The sequence below is a fragment of the Klebsiella sp. ZJOU C1 genome (assembly GCF_035620215.1).
GTDB lineage: Bacteria > Pseudomonadota > Gammaproteobacteria > Enterobacterales > Enterobacteriaceae > Klebsiella > Klebsiella variicola.
Genome location: NZ_CP141644.1, coordinates 443,118 through 463,157 on the forward strand (window position 1 = coordinate 443,118; position 20,040 = coordinate 463,157).

Annotated in this window: 16 protein-coding genes; 12 read left to right on the plus strand and 4 right to left on the minus strand. The window is 57.4% G+C overall.

The window, feature by feature from the left end; translation table 11 throughout:
* Positions 1-26: 26 nt before the first annotated feature.
* The 3 genes from SPE70_RS02110 (at position 27) to SPE70_RS02120 (ending at position 3,149) form a co-directional block, all read left to right on the plus strand.
* Entirely contained in the window at positions 27-959 is a 933-nt protein-coding gene (locus SPE70_RS02110) for a dihydrodipicolinate synthase family protein (RefSeq protein ID WP_038422032.1), read from the plus strand.
* A 129-nt stretch (positions 960-1,088) separates the two neighbouring features.
* On the plus strand, positions 1,089-2,378 hold the full coding sequence (locus tag SPE70_RS02115) for an Nramp family divalent metal transporter (protein WP_064170532.1): 1,290 nt from the start codon (positions 1,089-1,091) through the stop codon (positions 2,376-2,378).
* Positions 2,379-2,477: 99 nt separating this feature from the next.
* Positions 2,478-3,149 (plus strand): hypothetical protein, encoded by a 672-nt coding sequence (locus SPE70_RS02120; protein WP_008807153.1) that lies wholly within the window; start codon positions 2,478-2,480, stop codon positions 3,147-3,149.
* A 30-nt stretch (positions 3,150-3,179) separates the two neighbouring features.
* On the opposite strand, the gene msrA is transcribed toward SPE70_RS02120, so the two are convergent.
* Entirely contained in the window at positions 3,180-3,815 is a 636-nt protein-coding gene (gene msrA / locus SPE70_RS02125) for a peptide-methionine (S)-S-oxide reductase MsrA (RefSeq protein WP_008807152.1), read from the minus strand.
* A gap of 208 nt (positions 3,816-4,023) precedes the next feature.
* Here msrA and tamA point away from each other — a divergent pair, with 208 nt between their 5' ends.
* Genes tamA through SPE70_RS02140 form a run of 3 tightly spaced genes read left to right on the plus strand, consistent with a single transcriptional unit; the run spans position 4,024 to position 9,877 of the window.
* On the plus strand, positions 4,024-5,757 hold the full coding sequence (gene tamA, locus SPE70_RS02130; RefSeq protein ID WP_008807151.1) for an autotransporter assembly complex protein TamA: 1,734 nt from the start codon (positions 4,024-4,026) through the stop codon (positions 5,755-5,757).
* Positions 5,754-9,530, plus strand: coding sequence for an autotransporter assembly complex protein TamB (gene tamB / locus SPE70_RS02135; protein ID WP_008807150.1), 3,777 nt, complete (start codon positions 5,754-5,756; stop codon positions 9,528-9,530). Before tamA ends, tamB begins: the two co-directional genes overlap by 4 nt.
* A gap of 2 nt (positions 9,531-9,532) precedes the next feature.
* Complete coding sequence (locus tag SPE70_RS02140) at positions 9,533-9,877, plus strand: gamma-glutamylcyclotransferase family protein (protein ID WP_008807149.1); 345 nt, start codon at positions 9,533-9,535, stop codon at positions 9,875-9,877.
* A 143-nt stretch (positions 9,878-10,020) separates the two neighbouring features.
* Here the strand turns inward: SPE70_RS02140 and SPE70_RS02145 are convergent, their stop codons facing one another.
* Entirely contained in the window at positions 10,021-11,208 is a 1,188-nt protein-coding gene (locus SPE70_RS02145; protein ID WP_022065394.1) for a hypothetical protein, read from the minus strand.
* Between the two features lie 74 nt (positions 11,209-11,282).
* A complete protein-coding gene (gene ppa / locus SPE70_RS02150) occupies positions 11,283-11,813 on the minus strand; it encodes an inorganic diphosphatase (protein ID WP_002886766.1) in 531 nt (176 codons plus the stop codon).
* A gap of 403 nt (positions 11,814-12,216) precedes the next feature.
* On the opposite strand from ppa, the gene ytfQ reads away from it, so the two are divergent.
* The 4 genes from ytfQ to yjfF all read left to right on the plus strand — a co-directional run bounded on the left by ytfQ (position 12,217) and on the right by yjfF (position 16,820).
* On the plus strand, positions 12,217-13,173 hold the full coding sequence (gene ytfQ / locus SPE70_RS02155) for a galactofuranose ABC transporter, galactofuranose-binding protein YtfQ (RefSeq protein ID WP_008807147.1): 957 nt from the start codon (positions 12,217-12,219) through the stop codon (positions 13,171-13,173).
* Positions 13,174-13,296: 123 nt separating this feature from the next.
* Positions 13,297-14,799 carry a galactofuranose ABC transporter, ATP-binding protein YtfR gene (gene ytfR / locus SPE70_RS02160; protein ID WP_008807146.1) on the plus strand — a complete coding sequence of 501 codons (1,503 nt, stop codon included), beginning with the start codon at positions 13,297-13,299 and terminating at the stop codon, positions 14,797-14,799.
* Between the two features lie 10 nt (positions 14,800-14,809).
* Positions 14,810-15,835: a galactofuranose ABC transporter, ATP-binding protein YtfT gene (ytfT, locus tag SPE70_RS02165; RefSeq protein WP_032734072.1), complete on the plus strand. Its 1,026-nt coding sequence runs from the start codon at positions 14,810-14,812 to the stop codon at positions 15,833-15,835.
* Complete coding sequence (gene yjfF, locus SPE70_RS02170; RefSeq protein WP_002886825.1) at positions 15,822-16,820, plus strand: galactofuranose ABC transporter, permease protein YjfF; 999 nt, start codon at positions 15,822-15,824, stop codon at positions 16,818-16,820. Before ytfT ends, yjfF begins: the two co-directional genes overlap by 14 nt.
* Positions 16,821-16,862: 42 nt before the next feature.
* Here the strand turns inward: yjfF and fbp are convergent, their stop codons facing one another.
* The gene (gene fbp, locus SPE70_RS02175; protein WP_008807144.1) at positions 16,863-17,861 is read right to left on the minus strand and encodes a class 1 fructose-bisphosphatase; all 999 of its coding nucleotides are present in this window, start codon (positions 17,859-17,861) and stop codon (positions 16,863-16,865) included.
* A gap of 175 nt (positions 17,862-18,036) precedes the next feature.
* On the opposite strand from fbp, the gene mpl reads away from it, so the two are divergent.
* Positions 18,037-19,410: a UDP-N-acetylmuramate:L-alanyl-gamma-D-glutamyl-meso-diaminopimelate ligase gene (gene mpl, locus SPE70_RS02180; protein ID WP_023296931.1), complete on the plus strand. Its 1,374-nt coding sequence runs from the start codon at positions 18,037-18,039 to the stop codon at positions 19,408-19,410.
* Between the two features lie 68 nt (positions 19,411-19,478).
* Entirely contained in the window at positions 19,479-20,006 is a 528-nt protein-coding gene (locus SPE70_RS02185; RefSeq protein WP_060876402.1) for a GNAT family N-acetyltransferase, read from the plus strand.
* The last annotated feature ends 34 nt before the right edge of the window (positions 20,007-20,040 follow it).

Sequence of the window (20,040 nt, forward strand, 5' to 3'; positions counted from 1 at the left end):
ATTGTTGAAATGTGTAAGGAGTTAACATGAAAGCACTTGATTTGCGTGGTATTGTTCCAGCCCCCGTTACCCCTTTTACCCGCGATGGACGCATCGATCATCAAGCGATCAAACGCTTAGGTTCCTGGCTTGGCAGCGTGAAAGGCGTGAAAGGTCTGGTGGTGCTGGGACATGCCGGGGAAGGTACCTTCCTGACTCAGCAGGAGCAGGCCGATGTTATCCGTAGTTTTGTGGACTCGACCGAAGGCCGCGTGCCGGTTATCGCCGGTATTACCGGCGAAGGGACGGAAGTGGCGGCGCTGGAAGCACAGCGTGCCGTCGACGCTGGCGCCTCTGCTGGCCTGCTGTATCCCTCCCATGGCTGGCTGCGTTTTGGCTACCAAAAAGGGGCGCCGCAGGATCGTTATCGCGTGGTATACGAAGAGAGCGGCCTGCCGCTTATTCTGTTTCAGTATCCGGATGTCACGAAAGCCACCTATAACCTCGAAACGATGCTGGATATCTCCGCGCAACCGGGAGTCTTTGCGATGAAAAATGGCGTGCGGAATATGCGCCGCTGGGATACGGAAATTCCGGTTATTCGTCGCGAACGCCCCGACTTACAGATCCTCAGCTGCCATGATGAATATTTGCTGCATACCGCTTTTGATATTGATGGTTTCCTGGTGGGGTATGGCAATATTGCGCCGGAACTCCTGTTAGAGCTGCTGGAAGCCGGTAAAGCGCAGGACTATGTGAAGGCCAAAGCGGTTCACGACCGTCTGCTGCCGGTCACCCGGGCCGTTTATCACCGTGGCTCACATATGGAAGGCACGGTCGCGCTGAAACATGCTCTGGTTGAACGTGGCATCCTGGAACACGCGACCGTTCGTTCACCGTTGTTACCGCTGGAACCCGGCGCGGAAGAAGAGATCAAAGCGGCTATCCGTGAAGCAGGTATTAAAAAAGCGGTTATTTAATTCATTATTTGTATGTTAAACCCGTATTCATCATGAATACGGGTTGGTTTTACCAGGGACTATCCGGTTTTATTCAATATATAAGGTTGGCCATATAATATTCTGTAAAGATAATATAATGAGGCTGTCATGAATAATTTAGAAAAAACATCTTCCACTGTACCCGCACAAATAGAAAAACTTCCCTTCTCTCAATTAATTCGCCGTATTGGTCCGGGTATTGTTCTTACCGGGGTCGTTGTCGGTCCCGGCGCTATCACCACCGCGTCGATGTTAGGGGCGGACTATGGCTACTCTTTGCTATGGCTGCTGATCCCCATTGCCTTTATGGGGATCACGTTTATGTTGACGACCTATCGTATCTCGATGCTCATCGGAATGCCGTCAATCGAGGCGATACGTCACTATTACGGTAAAGTCGCCTCGGGGTTTGTGGGGGTGGCTACTTTTTTAGCCTGTCTTTTTTTTACCATGGGGAATATCTCGGGTACCGGGGCCGGCATGAACCTGGTTTTCGGCATTGACTGGAAACTCGGTGCGTTAATTATGATTGCGGTGATGATCTATTGCTATTTCTCTAAAGGCGTTTATTCCAAAGTCGAAAAAGGGATCACTATTTGTATTGTGGCAATGATTATCGCTTTTTATATTACCCTGGTAGGGACGGGGGGACCAGACTGGAAAGCCAGTGGCGAAGGGTTAACGCATTGGATGTTTCCTGCGGGGAGTTTAGTCACCGCCCTGGGCTTTATCAGTACCAATGCCTCCCTGACGACCGGGATCTACGGCACTTACCTTGGCAAAGAGAAAAAATGGAAAAAAGATGACCTCTTTAATGGCGTGATGGTGGCGGATACCGTCGCCCATATTATCGGTGTGCTGCTGATCAGCGGGGCGATTATTCTGGTGGGGGCCATCGTCCTTTTTCCGCAAGGGATATCAATCAATACGCCGACGCAGCTGGCCGATTTGTTAACGCCCAGTATGGGACGGGCGGCAAAATACATTATGGGTGTCGCCCTATTGGGGGCGGGTTTCTCATCTCTACTGGGGAATACTCAGCGTGGGGTTGTGCTGCTCAATTCCGGCTTCAATAAATCTACCGCGCTGGAGAGTAAAGCGGTCCAGTGGGGATCCATGGTGGTGCTGGTGGTGGCGGGGTTAATCTGCTTTAGCTTTGGCGGTTCGCCGGTGCAGTTAATTTACTTAGCGAATGTGGCAACGGCGGTATCCACGCCGGTCGCCGGCTTGTTTATTTGCCTGCTGCTGTGGCGAAAGGATATTAATAAAGGATACAAGGCGCCACGGTTATTACAAATATGCATGGCGATCAGCTATCTCTTTTGTTTGTTGCTCACTCTCGTTGCGCTGATAAATACCTTACCTAAGTTTATGTCCTCTCTTTCAACCCTGTTTTGAGGTGGGGTATGACTGATGCTGCGCGATTAAGCGAAGGCTGGAATCAGATGCGTCCCGGCATGGGCGTTGTGCAAGTACGTATAACAGAGGGAAAATAAAATGGAAGAGACTGTTTTACTGGATGTGCAGAGAATACAGACCTCCGAACAGAGCAGCATTATTCTTCACTCTGTCCGGGCGGTGGATTTAGTGAATCACCTGGTACCTGAGTTACACCTCCTCGATAGCCACAGCGAGCCATACAACGTCCAAAAAACAGTGGTTAACTGCCTTTATGCCGGACAGCAGCTTGCCAGAGAACGGCGGGTTGTTTTGCCATTATTGCCAGAGTCGCTCTATTTGCTGGGTGGGATGGTGATTGCTGCCGGGAAGACCATCGAGAAAAAAGAGGTTATTACCCATAATCGTCTGTGCGAAGAGGCCGGGAGGCTGCTGAAAGACGAGGCGGTATGGGAGAGTATCGACATTATAAGAAGTGTTGCTCTGCCTGTTTACCGCCGGCTGGTGAAAGAGCAGCGCACCCACGTCGCCTCTTTATTACAGGCTCTGCTGCATATCCTTGCCTGGCGTAGCGAGAGTGGCTGGGCGCGGGACCAGGCGCAAAGAATACTATGGGCCGGGGGCGTGTTCGGAACGGCAGGCATCGATTCGCTAATCGCTTTCGATCGGGCATTGGCAGAGAAAGAGATGACGTTTCCGTCATTGCGTGAATGGTTAACCGTGACGGCATTTCTGGCCCACTTCCCTGCGGGCCCGGTCTTTTCTGATTAACCACCACTCCCCGATAGCGCAATCGGGTTGTTACTGAGGCGGCAGGCACACGCCGATGCCGCCGATGCCGCAATAGCCGTGCGGGTTTTTATACAGATACTGCTGATGATCGTCTTCGGCATAGTAGAAGGGTTTGGCGGTAGCGATCTCGGTAGTGATGTGACGAGTATCGTGCGCGTCGTTCATCGCCGCCTGGAAGCGGGCGAGGCTGGCCTTTGCCGCTGCCGTTTGTTCCGGCGTCAGCGGGTAAATCGCCGAACGGTACTGGGTACCGTGGTCGTTGCCCTGTCGCATGCCCTGCGCCGGATCGTGATTTTCCCAGAACACCTGTAATAACTGCTCATAGCTAATGACCTGCGGATCGTAAACCACGCGCACTGCTTCCGCGTGACCGGTCTGGCCGCTGCACACTTCGCGATAGGTCGGATTTGGCGTATAGCCGCCGGTATAGCCTGCGGCGGTGCTGTAAACCCCCGGCAATTGCCAGAACAGGCGCTCCACTCCCCAGAAGCAGCCCATGGCGAACAGCGCCACTTCCATCCCCGCCGGGACGTTGGTCATCGAGTGGCCGTTAACTGCGTGGAGCGTCGCCACTGGCATGGGGGTATTGCGTCCAGGCAGCGCATCCGCCTGGGCGACAAGATGCGTTTTATCAAATAGACTCACGGTTGGCCTCTCAATACAGAAATCGTCGTTAAGGTTGTAACGAAGCGTGTCTTTTAACACAATAAACACGCGTAATACGTCTAGATTAATACATAAGAATTATTTGGGTTATTGCCACTTTTTCAACCCTGGTTGTTAGGGTTTTGTTAAGCCGTGGAGCGGCGCCAGTGTTTCCTGTAGGGGGAAACAGGGAGATTCAGGAGAAAATGTGCTAAAAATCCGCCAGTTATGTATCACCAGCCTTTTGCTGGTCAGCGGGGTCGCCAGCGCAGCGAATGTGCGTTTGCAGGTTGAGGGATTATCCGGGGAGCTGGAGAGAAACGTTCGCGCCCAGCTTTCCACCATCCAGAGTGATGAGGTCACGCCGGATCGTCGCTTTCGCGCGCGCGTCGATGACGCCATTCGCGAAGGTCTGAAAGCGCTGGGTTATTACGAGCCGACGATTGAATTTGATTTACGTCCGCCGCCGAAAAGGGGGCGTCAGGTGCTGATCGCCAAAGTGACCCCGGGTGAACCGGTGCGCATTGGTGGAACCGAGGTCATTCTGCGCGGCGGCGCCCGTACCGATAGCGACTATCTGGCGCTGCTAAAAACGCGTCCGGCCATCGGGACGGTGCTGAACCATGGCGATTATGACGGTTTCAAGAGCTCGTTGACCCGCGTCGCCCTGCGCAAAGGCTACTTTGACAGCGAGTTCAACAAAAGCCAGCTCGGGGTCTCCCTTGACCGCCACCAGGCGTTCTGGGATATCGATTACGACAGCGGCGAGCGCTATCGCTTTGGTCACGTCACCTTCTCCGGATCGCAAATTCGCGATGAATACCTGCAAAACCTCGTGCCGTTTAAAGAGGGCGACTACTACACCTCGCAGGATCTGGCCGAGCTAAACCGCCGCCTGGCGGCGACCGGCTGGTTCAGTTCAGTCGTGGTGGCGCCTGATTTCGCTAAGTCACGGAAAACCAAGGTGCTGCCTCTGCAGGGCGTTGTTTCGCCACGCAAAGAGAACACCGTGGAAACCGGGGTTGGTTTTTCAACCGATGTCGGGCCGCGCGTGAAAGCCACGTGGAAAAAACCGTGGATGAACTCGTATGGCCACAGCCTGACCTCCAGCGTCAGCCTCTCCGCTCCGGAGCAGCAGTTCGACTTTACCTATAAAGTCCCGCTGCTGAAGAGCCCGCTCGAGCAGTACTATCTGATGCAGGGTGGCTTTAAGCGCACCGATCTTAATGACACCCAGGCCGACTCCACCACGCTTGGGGTATCGCGTTTCTGGGAGATGTCGAGCGGCTGGCAGCGGGCGATCAACCTGCGCTGGAGCCTGGACCACTTTACCCAGGCGAACGTCACCAACACCACCATGCTGATTTACCCTGGGGTCTCGGTGAACCGCACTCGCTCTCGCGGCGGTCTGATGCCCACCTGGGGCGATTCACAGCGCTACTCCGTGGACTACTCCAACACCATGTGGGGCTCGGACATCAACTTCATCGTGATGCAGGCCCAGGACGTCTGGATCCGTACCCTCTATGACCGCCACCGCTTTGTGGTGCGCGGCAACCTTGGCTGGATCGAAGCGGATAACTTTGACAAGGTGCCGCCGGATCTGCGCTTTTTCGCCGGGGGCGACCGCAGTATTCGCGGCTATAAATACAAATCTATCTCGCCGAAGGACGATGACGGCAAGCTGATCGGGGCCTCGAAGCTGGCGACCGGCTCGCTGGAGTATCAGTACAACGTCAGTGGTAAATGGTGGGGCGCCGTGTTTGTCGATAGCGGCGAAGCGGTCAGCGATATTCGCGAGAGCGATTTCAAAACCGGCGCCGGGGTGGGCGTGCGCTGGCAGTCGCCGGTGGGGCCGATCAAGCTGGATATCGCCCGGCCGATCGGCGACAAAGAAGAGCATGGTTTACAGTTTTACATCGGTCTGGGGCCTGAATTATGAGTTTATGGAAGAAGATAAGCCTCGGCGTCTTAATCGTGTTGGTGCTCCTGCTGGGCACCGTCGGGTTCCTGGTGGGGACGACCACCGGCTTGCATCTGGTGTTCAAAGCGGCGGATCGCTGGGTACCGGGGCTGGATATCGGCAAAGTCACCGGTGGCTGGCGTGATTTAACCCTCGATAATGTTCGCTACGAGCAGCCCGGCGTGGCGGTCACCGCCGGCCAGTTTCACCTCAGCGTCAGGTTGCGCTGCCTGTGGGACAGCAGCCTGTGCGTGAACGACATCGCGCTGCGCGATATTTACGTCGCTGTCGATACGAAGAAGATGCCGCCCGCCGCGCCGGTCGAGGAAGAAGACAGCGGGCCGCTGAATCTCTCCACCCCTTATCCGATCACCCTCAGCCGCGTCGCACTGCATAACGTCAACGTTAAAATCGACGATACCGCAGTGTCCGTGCGCGATTTTTCCACCGGCCTGAACTGGCAGGAGAAAAACCTGACCCTGACGCCGACCTCGCTGCAGGGGCTGCTGATCGCCCTGCCGAAAGTGGCGAAAGTGGCGCAGGAGCAGGTGGTCGAGCCGAAAATCGACAACCCGAAGCCGCAGGAAAAACCGCTCGGCGAGACGATGACCGACCTCTTCTCGCAGCCGGTGCTGCCGGCAATGACCGATGTCCATCTGCCGCTGAACCTCAATATTCAGGCGTTCCGCGGGGAACAACTACGCCTGACCGGCGATACCGACATCACCGTGTATAACCTGCTGCTGAAAGTCAGCAGTATCGACGGTCAGATGAAGCTCGACGCCCTCGATATCGACTCCGATCAGGGCAAGGTCAGCGCCTCGGGCCACGCGCAATTGCAGGATAACTGGCCGGTGGACATTACCCTCGCCGGAACGCTGAACGTTGACCCGATGAAAGGGGAGAAGGTGCAGCTGAAGGTGGGCGGTGAAGTGCGTAAAACGCTTAAGGTCGGGGTGGACTTAAGCGGGCCAGTCGCGGCCACGCTGCGCGCGGATGCGCAGCTGGCGGAGGCCGGGCTGCCGCTCAATATGGAGCTGAAGAGTAAGCAGCTCGCCTGGCCATTCAGCGGCGAGAAGCAGTTCCAGGCCGATGATGTCCAGCTGAAGTTCAGCGGCAAAATGACCGACTACGCGCTGGCCTTCTCCACGGCGGTGAAAGGTCAGTCGCTGCCGCCGGCGAAAATCACCCTCAACGCCAAAGGCAATGAGCGGCAGATTAATCTCGACAAGCTGACGGTCAACGCCCTGGAAGGGAAAACCGAGCTGAAGGCGCTGCTCGACTGGCAGCAGGCGATCAGCTGGCGCGGCGAGCTGACCCTCGATGGGATCAACACCGCCAAAGAGGTGCCGGACTGGCCGTCGAAGCTCAACGGCATGATCAAGACCCAGGGCAGCCTGTACGGCGGCAGCTGGCAGATGTCGGTGCCGGAGCTGAAAATTACCGGCAACGTGAAGCAGAACAAAGTGGATGTTTCGGGCTCGCTGCAGGGTAACAGCTATCTGCAGTGGAAAATCCCGGGCCTGCACCTGGCGTTAGGCCCGAACAGCGCCGATATCAAAGGTGAGCTTGGGGTGAAGGATCTTAACCTCGACGCCACTATCGATGCCCCGCATCTGGATAATGCATTGCCGGGGCTTGGCGGAACGGCGAAGGGGCTGGTGAAAGTGCGCGGCACTGTCGATGCGCCGCAGCTGCTGGCCGACATCACCGCCCGGGCGCTGCGCTGGCAGGAACTGACGATCGCCCAGGTCAACGTCAAAGGGGACGTGAAATCCACCGATCAGATTGGCGGTAACCTGGACGTGCGGGTAGATCGCATTAGCCAGCCGGGGGTCAATATCAGTTTGGTGCAACTCAATGCCAAAGGTACTGAGAAGCAGCATGAGCTGCGGCTGCGCGTGCAGGGCGATCCGGTTTCCGGCCAGCTGACGCTGGCAGGCAGCTTCGATCGTCAGGCCGAACGCTGGAGAGGCTCGCTGAGCGATACCCGCTTCCAGACGCCGGTAGGGCCGGTAGCGCTGACGCGCAGCATTGCGCTGGACTACCGCAACCAGGAGCAGAAAATCAGCATTGGGCCACACTGCTGGACCAACCCGAACGCCGAGCTTTGCGTCCCGCAGACCATCGACGCGGGCGCCAGCGGGCGGGCGCGAGTGAACCTCAACCGCTTCGATCTGGCGATGCTTAAGCCGTTTATGCCGGAGGCGACCCAGGCCAGCGGCGTGTTTACCGGTAATGCCGATGTGAGCTGGGACACCACCAAAGAGGGGCTGCCGCAGGGCAAAGTGACCCTCAGCGGGCGCAACGTCAAGGTGACCCAGGTGGTCAACGACGCGCCGCTGCCGGTGGCATTCGATACGCTGAACCTCAGCGCCGACCTGCATAACAATCGCGCCGAGCTGGGCTGGCTTATCCGCCTGACCAACAATGGTCAACTGGATGGGCAGGTGCAGGTCACCGACCCGCAGGGGCGGCGTAATCTCGGCGGCAACGTCAATATCAGCAACTTCTCGCTGGCGATGATCAACCCGATTTTCGCTCGCGGCGAAAAAGCCGAGGGGAGGCTCAACGCCCGTCTGCGTCTGGGCGGCAACGTGAAAAGCCCGCAGCTGTTCGGCCAGATGCAGCTGAGCGGGGTGGATATCGATGGCAACTTCATGCCGTTTGATATGCAGCCGAGCCAGCTGGCGATGAACTTCAACGGCACGCGCTCCACCCTGCAGGGGACGGTGAACACCCGCCAGGGGCAAATCGCTCTCAGCGGCAACGCCGACTGGACGCAGATCGATAACTGGCGGGCGCAGATTGCGGCGAAGGGCAGCCGGGTGCGGATCACCGTGCCGCCGATGGTGCGTCTCGATGTGTCGCCGGACGTGGTGTTTACCGCCACGCCGAGCTTGTTCAGCCTTGATGGCAAGGTGGATGTGCCCTGGGCGCGGATCGTGGTCAACGAGGTGCCAGAGAGCGCGGTTGGCGTCTCCTCTGATGAAGTGATGCTGGATAAAAACCTCAAGCCGATTAATCAGCAGAGCGCCGGTATCCCGATCAACAGCAACCTGACGATCCACGTCGGCAACAACGTGCGTCTGGAAGCCTTTGGTCTGAAAGCGCGTCTGACCGGTGATTTGAAAGTGGCGCAGGACAAGCAAGGCTTGGGCCTCAACGGGCAGATCAATATTCCGGACGGCCGCTTCCACGCCTATGGTCAGGATCTGATTGTTCGCAAAGGGGAGCTGCTGTTCTCCGGTCCGCCGGATCAGCCGCTGCTGAATATCGAAGCGATTCGTAACCCGGATGCTACCGAAGACGATGTGATCGCCGGCGTTCGCGTCACCGGCTCCGCCGATCAGCCGAAAGCGGAGATCTTCTCTGACCCGGTGATGTCCCAGCAGGAAGCGCTGTCTTATCTGCTGCGCGGCCAGGGTTTGAGCAGCGGACAGAGCGATAGCGCCGCGATGACCTCAATGCTTATTGGAATGGGGGTTGCACAAAGTGGTCAGGTTGTGGGTAAAATCGGCGAGACGTTTGGCGTAAGCAATTTGGCGTTGGACACCGAAGGGGTAGGCGACTCTTCCCAGGTGGTGGTCAGCGGCTATGTACTGCCGGGTCTGCAGGTAAAATATGGGGTCGGTATTTTCGACTCCCTGGCGACGCTGACTTTACGTTATCGCCTGATGCCTAGGCTATATGTGGAAGCGGTGTCTGGCATTGACCAGGCGCTCGATTTGCTCTATCAGTTTGAGTTTTAGCAATGCGAATATTTGTTTACGGCAGTTTACGACGCAAACAAGGCAACAGCCACTGGATGACCAACGCCCAGTGGCTGGGCGCTCATAGTGTCAACGATTATCAGCTGTACAGCCTGGGCCACTATCCAGGCGCGGTGCCCGGCGAAGGCACAGTACATGGTGAAGTTTATCGTATTGATGCATCGACGCTGGCCGAACTGGATGCGCTACGCACGAAGGGGGGCGAGTATGCGCGCCACCTCATTCAGACGCCTTACGGCAGCGCATGGATGTATGTGTATCAACGTTCCGTTGAGGGATGCACGTTGATAGCGAACGGCAACTGGTTGGATCGCGACCAGTACTAACCACGACAGCGCCACCTTCGGGTGGCGTTGTTTTTTCTGCTCCATGCCTTACCAGAGTGGCAGACGATCCTTCGCCAGCCACATCGCGGAAGCCAGCGTCGTCAGCGCGAGAAAGAATAATCGTCGTGTTGGAGTACTGAACATTACATGATCTCCTCGAGCGCGGTATGGCGGGCCACTCCCTGCAGGTAGCGCCGCATCGCCGAGCGCATCTTCAGCCAGTCAGCTACCCGGTGTGATAATAACCAGGCCGTTGGGCCAATCAGCTCCAGTACCGCCAGGATCCCGCCGAAACTGAGTAATAATAGGGACAGCATGTCCAGTGAATCCTGAACCTGCCACCAGACGCTCCGGCCTGACTGAAGGGCACTGATGAGTTCAACAGCGAGAAATAGCAGATACATCACCAGCGCGAGGCCGTAAAACAGGTAATAGAGCAGCGCCAGTTGTCGGCGACCTGGATAGAGTGGATGGTTTTTTATATAAGCCGCGCCGTCGCTGGCATTGTATAGCGCGTGGATCGCACGGCTGTCGCGCTCGTACACGGCGACGAGGCGATCGCCAATGGCGATAAACGGTGGCTGACGACGATAGAGAACGGGATGCAGCGCGAAATTGGCGCAGCCTGCCTGCCACCAGAAGGCCAGCGGCGCCGTGTCGCATTGTATCCCAACGCCATGGTATTCCCGCGTTGGGTTCCCCGCGAACCACTTCTTAAAAATGATATTGCTAATTTTTCCCGTCCGGACGGCATAGCGTTCCGGCAGGGCTTGCGTAAAAGGCATTGCCGACTGGCGGACGGCCCGCGCCGTTGCAGGTAGCCGCTGGCAAAAGGAAAAGTCGCGGCGGCGGGCCATTGCCATCTTCGTCAGCAGATCGCGCATGGCGGGGTGCCGTTTTAGCACCGGGTGGAACAGTCGCTCATAGAGCCCTGTTAACAGTCCGATGAAGGCCAGTATCGCGATAATGCCGCAGCCGAACCTTCCCCATTCTGAGGTGCTCATCACGAGCGGGATAAGAGCGACGATGAGCGTCAGCAGGCTGATAATCAGCAGCGGACGGGCCCAGCGCGTTACCCGTTGACTGGGTTCAAGGAGCGTTTCGCCATCGCTGAGCCAGTGGATCCAGTAACAGCCGTTGTCCAGGCGGCGGACGCCAAGGTGCAGAGGCTGATTGATCGTCAGGTGGTCAAAAAGCGCGGGGTCGTTAAAATAGCGTTTATCGGTATAAAAGACATGCTCGCCGGCGATAAGGCGCAGATATCCCTGTTTTTCACAGGCGGCGGTGGTGAAACCGGTATAGTTCAGAGTGAAATAGCGAACGCTTTTCACGGGACACCCTCCATGGTGTTATCGCGGCTATCCGTGCCGCAATCAGGCAGGGGATGACCCTGCCTGAGACAGAATTACTTCTGCTTTGCGCGCTCGAAAGAGGCAACGATTTCGGCTTTCGCCGCTTCCGCGTTGTCCCAACCGTCGACTTTAACCCACTTGCCTTTTTCCAGATCTTTGTAGTGCTCAAAGAAATGAGTGATCTGGGCTTTCAGCAGTTCCGGCAGGTCGTTCACATCGTTGATGTGATCGTATTCTTTGCTCAGCTTGGTGTGCGGTACGGCAACCAGTTTCGCATCTTCACCGGATTCGTCGGTCATCTTCAGAACGCCAACCGGACGGCAGCGGATCACGGAGCCCGGCTGCAGCGGGTACGGCGTCGGGACCAGCACGTCAACCGGGTCACCGTCCAGGGACAGGGTGTGGTTGATGTAACCGTAGTTGCACGGATAGAACATTGCTGTGGACATGAAACGGTCAACGAACAATGCACCGCTCTCTTTGTCGACTTCATATTTGATAGGATCTGCGTTCGCCGGGATTTCGATCACGACGTAGATGTCTTCCGGCAGATCTTTGCCCGCAGGTACGTTGAGTAAGCTCATGTCTGTTTCCTTTAAAATGTATGGCAAACAAGTGCTCGGTATTATAGCCAACTCACATCGAAAGTCTTCGCTTCTTTTTCCCGATATCGCCGCGGAGTGCTCCGAATTTTTCGCGTAATAATGACATGAAAATCCATAAACATAGCCACATCATGAATAAATTTATGTAACCGTTTTCATTGCATGTGATTGATTTATCAAACTGCTTAAAAAAACGTCATAAACCGCAACAGCCGCGCTCCCTGCGAAGCCTTATCGGCTCTCCGCTGGGCAGCGAGGCCATCATTAACATCTCATTTACTTTTTTGAAGTGTGATGTAACGCATTCAGTTACATCACCGATTGTCTATAGTTTGTCCGCAGGTGAGACTTTAACCAACAATAACCCTACGAGGATACCCTTATGTGGAAGCGCTTACTTCTTGTCACAGCAGTTTCCGCAGCTATGTCGTCTATGGCGATAGCTGCCCCGCTAACCGTAGGTTTTTCGCAGGTCGGTTCTGAATCCGGCTGGCGTGCGGCGGAAACCAGCGTCGCGAAAGAGGAGGCCGCCAAGCGCGGTATCACCCTGAAGATCGCTGATGGTCAGCAAAAACAGGAAAACCAGATCAAAGCAGTGCGCTCCTTTATCGCTCAGGGGGTCGACGCGATCTTCATTGCACCGGTGGTGGCCACCGGCTGGGAACCGGTGCTGAAAGAGGCGAAAGAGGCCAAGATCCCGGTCTTCCTCCTCGACCGTTCCATTGATGTTAAAGATAAAGATCTCTACATGACCACCGTGACCGCCAACAACGTGCTGGAAGGCCAGCTGATTGGCGACTGGCTGGTGAAAACCGTCGACGGTAAGCCGTGTAACGTCGTTGAACTGCAGGGCACCGTTGGGGCCAGCGTGGCCATCGATCGTAAGAAAGGGTTCGCCGACGCGATTGCCAAAGCGTCGAATATCAAAATTATCCGCTCTCAGTCCGGCGACTTCACCCGCAGCAAAGGGAAAGAGGTGATGGAGAGCTTTATCAAAGCTGAGAATAACGGCAAAAACATCTGCATGGTCTTCGCCCATAACGATGACATGGTAATCGGCGCCATCCAGGCCATTAAAGAGGCGGGTCTGAAGCCGGGCAAAGATATCCTCACGGGCTCCATCGACGGCGTGCCGGATATCTATAAAGCCATGATCGCTGGTGAAGCCAACGCCAGCGTCGAACTGACGCCAAATATGGCCGGCCCGGCGTTTGATGCGCTGGAGAAATACAAAAAAGACGGCACCCTGCCTGAGAAGCTGACCATTACCAAATCGACGCTGTATCTGCCGGATACGGCGAAAGAAGAGTTAGAGAAGAAGAAAAATATGGGCTACTGAGTGGGGAGCCCCTCATTCCATCCCTCTCCCCAGTGGGAGAGGGTAAAAAGCAGCGTTCCAGTAACCCCGGGAAGCCCAGCGCGACCCGGGGTAACCTGACATCATTTGAAGGTGACATCGATTATGAGCGCCGAGGCACACCAGGAGATCCTTCGCACCGAAGGACTCAGTAAATTCTTCCCCGGCGTTAAGGCGCTGGATAACGTCAACTTTAGCCTGCGGCGCGGCGAAATCATGGCCCTGTTGGGCGAAAACGGCGCCGGAAAATCGACGCTGATCAAAGCGCTTACCGGCGTTTACCATGCCGATCGCGGCACCATCTGGCTGGAAGGCCAGGCTATTTCGCCCAAAAATACCGCCCATGCCCAGCAGCTGGGGATTGGTACCGTCTACCAGGAAGTGAACCTGCTACCCAATATGTCGGTGGCGGATAACCTGTTCATCGGCCGTGAGCCGCGGCGGTTTGGCCTGCTGCGACGCAAAGAGATGGAGGCGCGGGCGACGGCGCTGATGGCCTCCTACGGCTTTTCTCTCGACGTGCGCGAACCGCTGAACCGCTTTTCAGTGGCGATGCAGCAGATCGTCGCTATCTGTCGGGCCATCGACCTGTCGGCCAAAGTGCTGATCCTCGACGAGCCCACCGCCAGCCTCGATACCCAGGAGGTGGAGATGCTGTTCACCCTGATGCGCCAGCTCAGGGATAACGGCGTCAGTCTGATCTTCGTCACCCATTTTCTCGATCAGGTCTATGCGGTCAGCGATCGCATCACCGTGCTGCGCAACGGCAGTTTCGTCGGCTGCCGCGAGACTCGCGAGCTACCGCAGATTGAGCTGGTGAAAATGATGCTGGGTCGCGAACTGGACCACAATGCCCTGCAGCGGGCGGGCCGTACCCTGCTGAGCGATAAGCCGGTGGCGGCGTTTGAAGGCTACGGTAAAAAAGGCACCATCGCCCCGTTCGACCTGCAGGTCCGTCCGGGCGAAATTGTGGGCCTCGCCGGCCTGCTGGGTTCCGGACGCACGGAAACCGCCGAGGTGATCTTCGGTATTAAAACGGCGGACAGCGGGAAGGCGTGGATCAAAGGCAAACCGCAGACCCTGCGCTCTCCGCATCAGGCTTCCTGCCTCGGGATCGGCTTCTGTCCTGAAGATCGCAAAACCGACGGCATTATCGCCGCCGCTTCGGTGCGGGAAAATATCGTCCTCGCCCTGCAGGCGCAGCGCGGCTGGCTGCGGCCGATCCCCCGGCGTGAACAGAACGAGATCGCCGAGCGCTTTATTCGCCAGCTGGGGATCCGTACCCCGAGCGCGGAGCAGCCGATCGAGTTTCTCTCTGGCGGCAACCAGCAGAAGGTACTGCTCTCCCGCTGGTTGCTGACCAAACCGCAGTTCCTGATCCTCGATGAGCCGACCCGCGGCATCGACGTCGGCGCCCATGCGGAAATTATTCGCCTGATTGAAACCCTCTGCGCCGATGGTCTGGCGCTGCTGGTTATCTCCTCTGAACTGGAGGAGCTGGTGGGTTACGCCGATCGGGTCATTATCATGCGCGATCGCCGACAGGTGGCGGAGATCCCGCTCGCCGAGCTCTCTGTACCGGCGATCATGAACGCTATTGCGGCATAAGGAGTAACTCATGATGCCTCGATCTCTTTCGCAAACCGGCCCGGAGAAGCGACGCTTCAGCTGGCCGAAGGGTACCCCGCAGATTATTGCCCTGCTGCTGGTGTTGCTGGTCGACAGCCTGGTGGCGCCCCATTTTTATCAGGTGGTGCTCCAGGATGGCCGCCTGTTTGGCAGCCCGATCGATATTCTTAACCGCGCCGCGCCGGTGGCGCTGCTGGCCATCGGCATGACGCTGGTGATCGCCACCGGCGGCATCGACCTGTCAGTGGGGGCGGTGATGGCGATTGCCGGCGCGACGGCCGCCTCGATGACCGTCGCCGGGCACAGCCTGGCGGTGGTGGTGCTGGCCTCGCTGGGGGCCGGTGCGCTGGCCGGGCTGTGGAACGGCATCCTCGTCGCCGTCCTTAAGATCCAGCCTTTTGTGGCGACGTTGATCCTGATGGTGGCCGGGCGCGGGGTCGCGCAGTTGATCACCGCCGGGCAGATCGTCACTTTTGATTCCCCGGCCCTGGCGTGGCTCGGCAGCGGATCGTTTCTGCTGTTTCCAACGCCGGTGATCATCGCTGCCGCCACCCTGCTGTTGTTCTGGCTGTTTACCCGTAAAACGGCGCTGGGCATGTTTATCGAAGCGGTGGGGATTAACATCCGCGCGGCGAAAAACGCCGGTGTGAATACCCGCATCGTGGTGATGCTGGCCTATGTCCTGAGCGGCGTCTGCGCGGCGATTGCCGGGATCATCGTGGCGGCGGACATACGCGGCGCGGATGCGAATAACGCCGGGTTGTGGCTCGAACTGGACGCCATTCTGGCGGTGGTCATCGGTGGCGCCTCGCTGATGGGCGGGCGCTTCAACCTGCTGCTGTCGGTGGTGGGGGCGCTGATTATCCAGGGGATGAATACCGGGATTTTGCTCTCTGGCTTCCCGCCGGAGCTCAACCAGGTGGTGAAAGCGGTGGTGGTGCTGTGCGTACTGATTGTCCAGTCGCCGCGCTTTATCGGTTTACTGAAAGGGGTACGCGGCCATGATAAAACGTAATTTACCGTTGATGATCACCCTGGCGGTGTTTGTGCTGGGCTATCTCTACTGCCTGACGCAGTTCCCCGGCTTTGCCTCAACGCGGGTGATCTGCAATATCCTGACGGATAATGCCTTCCTCGGGATCATCGCCGTGGGCATGACCTTTGTGATCCTCTCCGGTGGGATCGATCTGTCGGTGGGGTCGGTGATCGCTTTTACCGGCGTCTTCCTCGCCAAAGCGATTGGCTTTTGGGGAATATCGCCGCTGGTGGCGTTTCCACTGGTGCTGGTGATGGGCTGCGCCTTCGGTGCGTTTATGGGGCTGCTTATCGACGCGCTGAAGATCCCGGCTTTTATCATCACGCTTGCCGGCATGTTCTTCCTGCGCGGCGTCAGCTATCTGGTGTCGGAGGAGTCGATTCCGATTAACCATCCGGTCTACGACACCTTGTCCGGACTGGCATGGACCATCCCCGGCGGCGGTCGTCTCAGCGCCATGGGGCTATTGATGCTGCTGGTGGTGGTGGCCGGTATTTTTGTCGCCCATCGCACCCGCTTTGGCAACCAGGTGTATGCCATCGGCGGCAACGCGACGTCGGCGAATTTAATGGGGATTTCGACTCGCAGCGCCACGATCCGTATCTATATGCTTTCCACCGGGCTGGCGACGCTGGCCGGGATCGTCTTTTCCATTTATACCCAGGCGGGCTATGCGCTGGCGGGCGTCGGCGTGGAGCTGGACGCGATTGCCTCGGTGGTGATCGGCGGTACGCTGCTCAGCGGCGGTGTTGGCACCGTGCTGGGAACGCTGTTCGGGGTGGCGATCCAGGGGCTGATTCAGACTTACATCAACTTCGATGGCACCCTCAGCTCATGGTGGACGAAAATTGCGATCGGTATTTTGCTGTTTATCTTTATCGCGCTGCAGCGTGGGCTGACGGTGCTGTGGGAAAATCGGCAGAATGCGGCGGTGACGCGGGTGAGCGGAGCGGGGAGTCGCTGACAGGGAACTCCCTTCCCGCAAGGCGGGAAGGGAGGGCAGGGATCAGGCGTCCGGGAATGCTTTAATGAAGTTCTCGACGTCTTCAACCATGTGGTTGTTACCGACAAAGAAGGAGCGGCGCTGGTGCAGGCTTTCCGGGATAATATCCAGAATACGCTCTTTACCGTCGCTGGCCTTACCGCCCGCCTGTTCGGCGAGGAAGGCCATCGGGTTGCATTCATACAGCAGGCGCAGCTTGCCGTCCGGGTGGCTGGCGGTGCTCGGATACAGGTAGATGCCGCCCTTCAGCAGGTTACGGTGGAAGTCCGCCACCAGCGAGCCGATATAGCGTGAGGTATAAGGACGCTGAGTCTCTTTGTCCTCTTCCTGGCAGTACTTAATGTACTTCTTCACGCCCTGCGGGAATTTGATGTAGTTGCCTTCGTTGATGGAGTAGGTATTGCCCTTCTCCGGGAAGCGCATGCGCTCCTGACACAGACAGAAGACGCCGAGGGACGGGTCGTAGGTAAAGGCGTGGACGCCGCAACCGGTGGTATATACCAGCATCGTCGAAGAGCCGTAGACCACATAGCCCGCGGCCACCTGCCTGTTACCCGGCTGCAGGAAGTCTTCTTCTGTCACCGGCGTGCCGACAGGCGTGACGCGGCGGTAGATAGAGAAGATCGTTCCGACAGAGACGTTAACGTCGATGTTAGAGGAGCCATCCAGAGGGTCCATCAGCACCACGTATTTGGCGTGTTCACACCCTTCGAAGACGACAATTTCATCTTCTTCTTCGGAGGCGATCCCGGCAACAATATCGCGTGCTCGCAGTGCGGCTTTTAATTTTTCATTAGCGAACAGATCGAGTTTTTGCTGAACCTCGCCCTGAACGTTTTCAGCACCGCTGGCACCCAGGATATCGACCAGACCGGCCTTGTTGATATCGCGGTGGATGATCTTGGCGCCCAACTTTATTGCTGACAACAAAGCAGTCAGCTCACCGGTGGCGTGGGAGAACTCGTGCTGCTTTTCAACAATAAACTCACCTAACGTTTTCATAACTCGTTCCCTGCATTTTTATGTTGAGTAAAACGAACGCAACAATCTTAACAAAGAATCAAAAAAGTGCGCACTGGTGAATCGCGCCAGCAAAATACAGATTCGCCTGAAATGCATTTCGCCAGGGCCCGGGATATGGGTAAAATGTGCCCCGGATAAGAGAAGGAAATGACGAATGCGCATTCATATTTTAGGAATCTGTGGCACGTTTATGGGGGGCCTGGCCATGCTGGCGCGCTCCCTCGGTCATGAGGTAACAGGGTCGGATGCTAACGTCTATCCGCCGATGAGCACCCTGCTGGAAAACCAGGGGATTGATTTAATTCAGGGTTATGACCCCAGCCAGCTGGATCCCCGGCCGGATCTGGTGATCATCGGTAATGCCATGACTCGCGGCAACCCGTGCGTTGAAGCGGTGCTGGAAAACAATATTCCGTATATGTCCGGCCCGCAGTGGCTGCACGACTTCGTGCTGCGCGATCGCTGGGTGCTGGCCGTCGCCGGGACCCACGGCAAAACCACCACTGCCGGGATGGCAACCTGGATCCTCGAAGCCTGCGGCTATAAACCGGGCTTCGTGATCGGTGGCGTACCGGGGAACTTTGATGTTTCCGCACGCCTGGGCGACAGCCCGTTCTTTGTGATTGAAGCCGACGAATATGACTGCGCCTTCTTCGACAAGCGCTCCAAGTTTGTTCACTACTGCCCGCGGACGCTGATCCTCAACAACCTTGAGTTCGACCACGCGGACATCTTTGACGACCTGAAGGCGATTCAGAAACAGTTCCACCATCTGGTGCGTATCGTGCCGGGCAAAGGCAAAATTATCCTGCCGGAGAACGACATCAACCTGAAGCAGGTGATGGCGATGGGCTGCTGGAGCGAGCAGGAGCTGGTGGGCGAGCAGGGCCACTGGCAGGCGAAGAAGCTGAACGCCGACGCCTCGCAGTGGGAAGTGCTGCTCGACGGCGAAAAGGTTGGTGAAGTGAAGTGGGCGCTGGTCGGCGAGCATAATATGCATAACGGCCTGATGGCGATTGCCGCGGCGCGTCACGTCGGCGTGCTGCCGGCGGATGCCGCGAACGCGCTGGGCAGCTTTATCAACGCCCGCCGTCGCCTGGAGCTGCGCGGCGAAGCCAACGGCGTCACCGTGTATGACGATTTCGCCCATCATCCGACGGCAATCCTCGCCACGCTGCAGGCGCTACGCGGCAAAGTGGGCGGCACCGCGCGTATTCTCGCCGTGCTGGAGCCGCGCTCTAACACCATGAAAATGGGCGTCTGCAAAGACGATCTGGCGCCGTCTCTCGGTCGCGCTGATGAAGTGTTCCTCCTGCAGCCGCAGCATATTCCTTGGCAGGTGGCGGAAGTGGCGGAAGCCTGCGTCCAGCCGGCCCACTGGAGCGCCGACGTCGATACCCTGGCGGAGATGGTGGTCAAAACCGCCCACCCGGGCGACCATATCCTGGTGATGAGCAACGGCGGCTTCGGCGGCATTCATCAGAAGCTGCTGGATAAGCTGGCGCAAAAAGCGGCCGCGGCAGAATAAGCGCGAACGCCTCCGATCACTGCCCTCCGTGTGAGGGCAGTTTTGTTTTCGCCACCAGGGATTGTGCCATGCTGAACTGCGAAAGATTACGTTCTACCGACTCGCCCCATTTCGCCACGCTGGACGCGCTCTACGCGCGCGCCTTTCCGTGGCACGAGCAGCGCGAAAGCGACGCCAAACTTCAGGCGCTGAGCCACCCGCGCTACGCGCTGGAAGCGTGGTTCGATGAGGGCGTATTTATCGGCCTCAGCGGCTGCTGGCAGTTTGCCGGCTACGGTTATATCGAACATCTGGCGATCGACGATACGCTGCGCTCCCGCGGCTATGGTAAACAGCTGCTGGCGCAGATCCTGACGCGCGCGCCGCTGACCATTCTGGAAATCGATCCGCTAACCACGGCAATCGCTCATAAACGGCTGCGCTTTTATCAGTCGATGGGATTTCATGCCAATGCGTGGGCGCATCATCACCCGAGCTATCATCAGGGCATCGCGGATCATGAGTTGCTGGTGCTGAGCTACCCGCAGCCGATCGATGAGCGACAGTACCAGCAGTTTGCCCGGTATCTCGGGCGCGAGGTGATGGGGCGGGAGTAGTCCGGAACGGGGCGTCGCCCCGCTCCGGGAATTC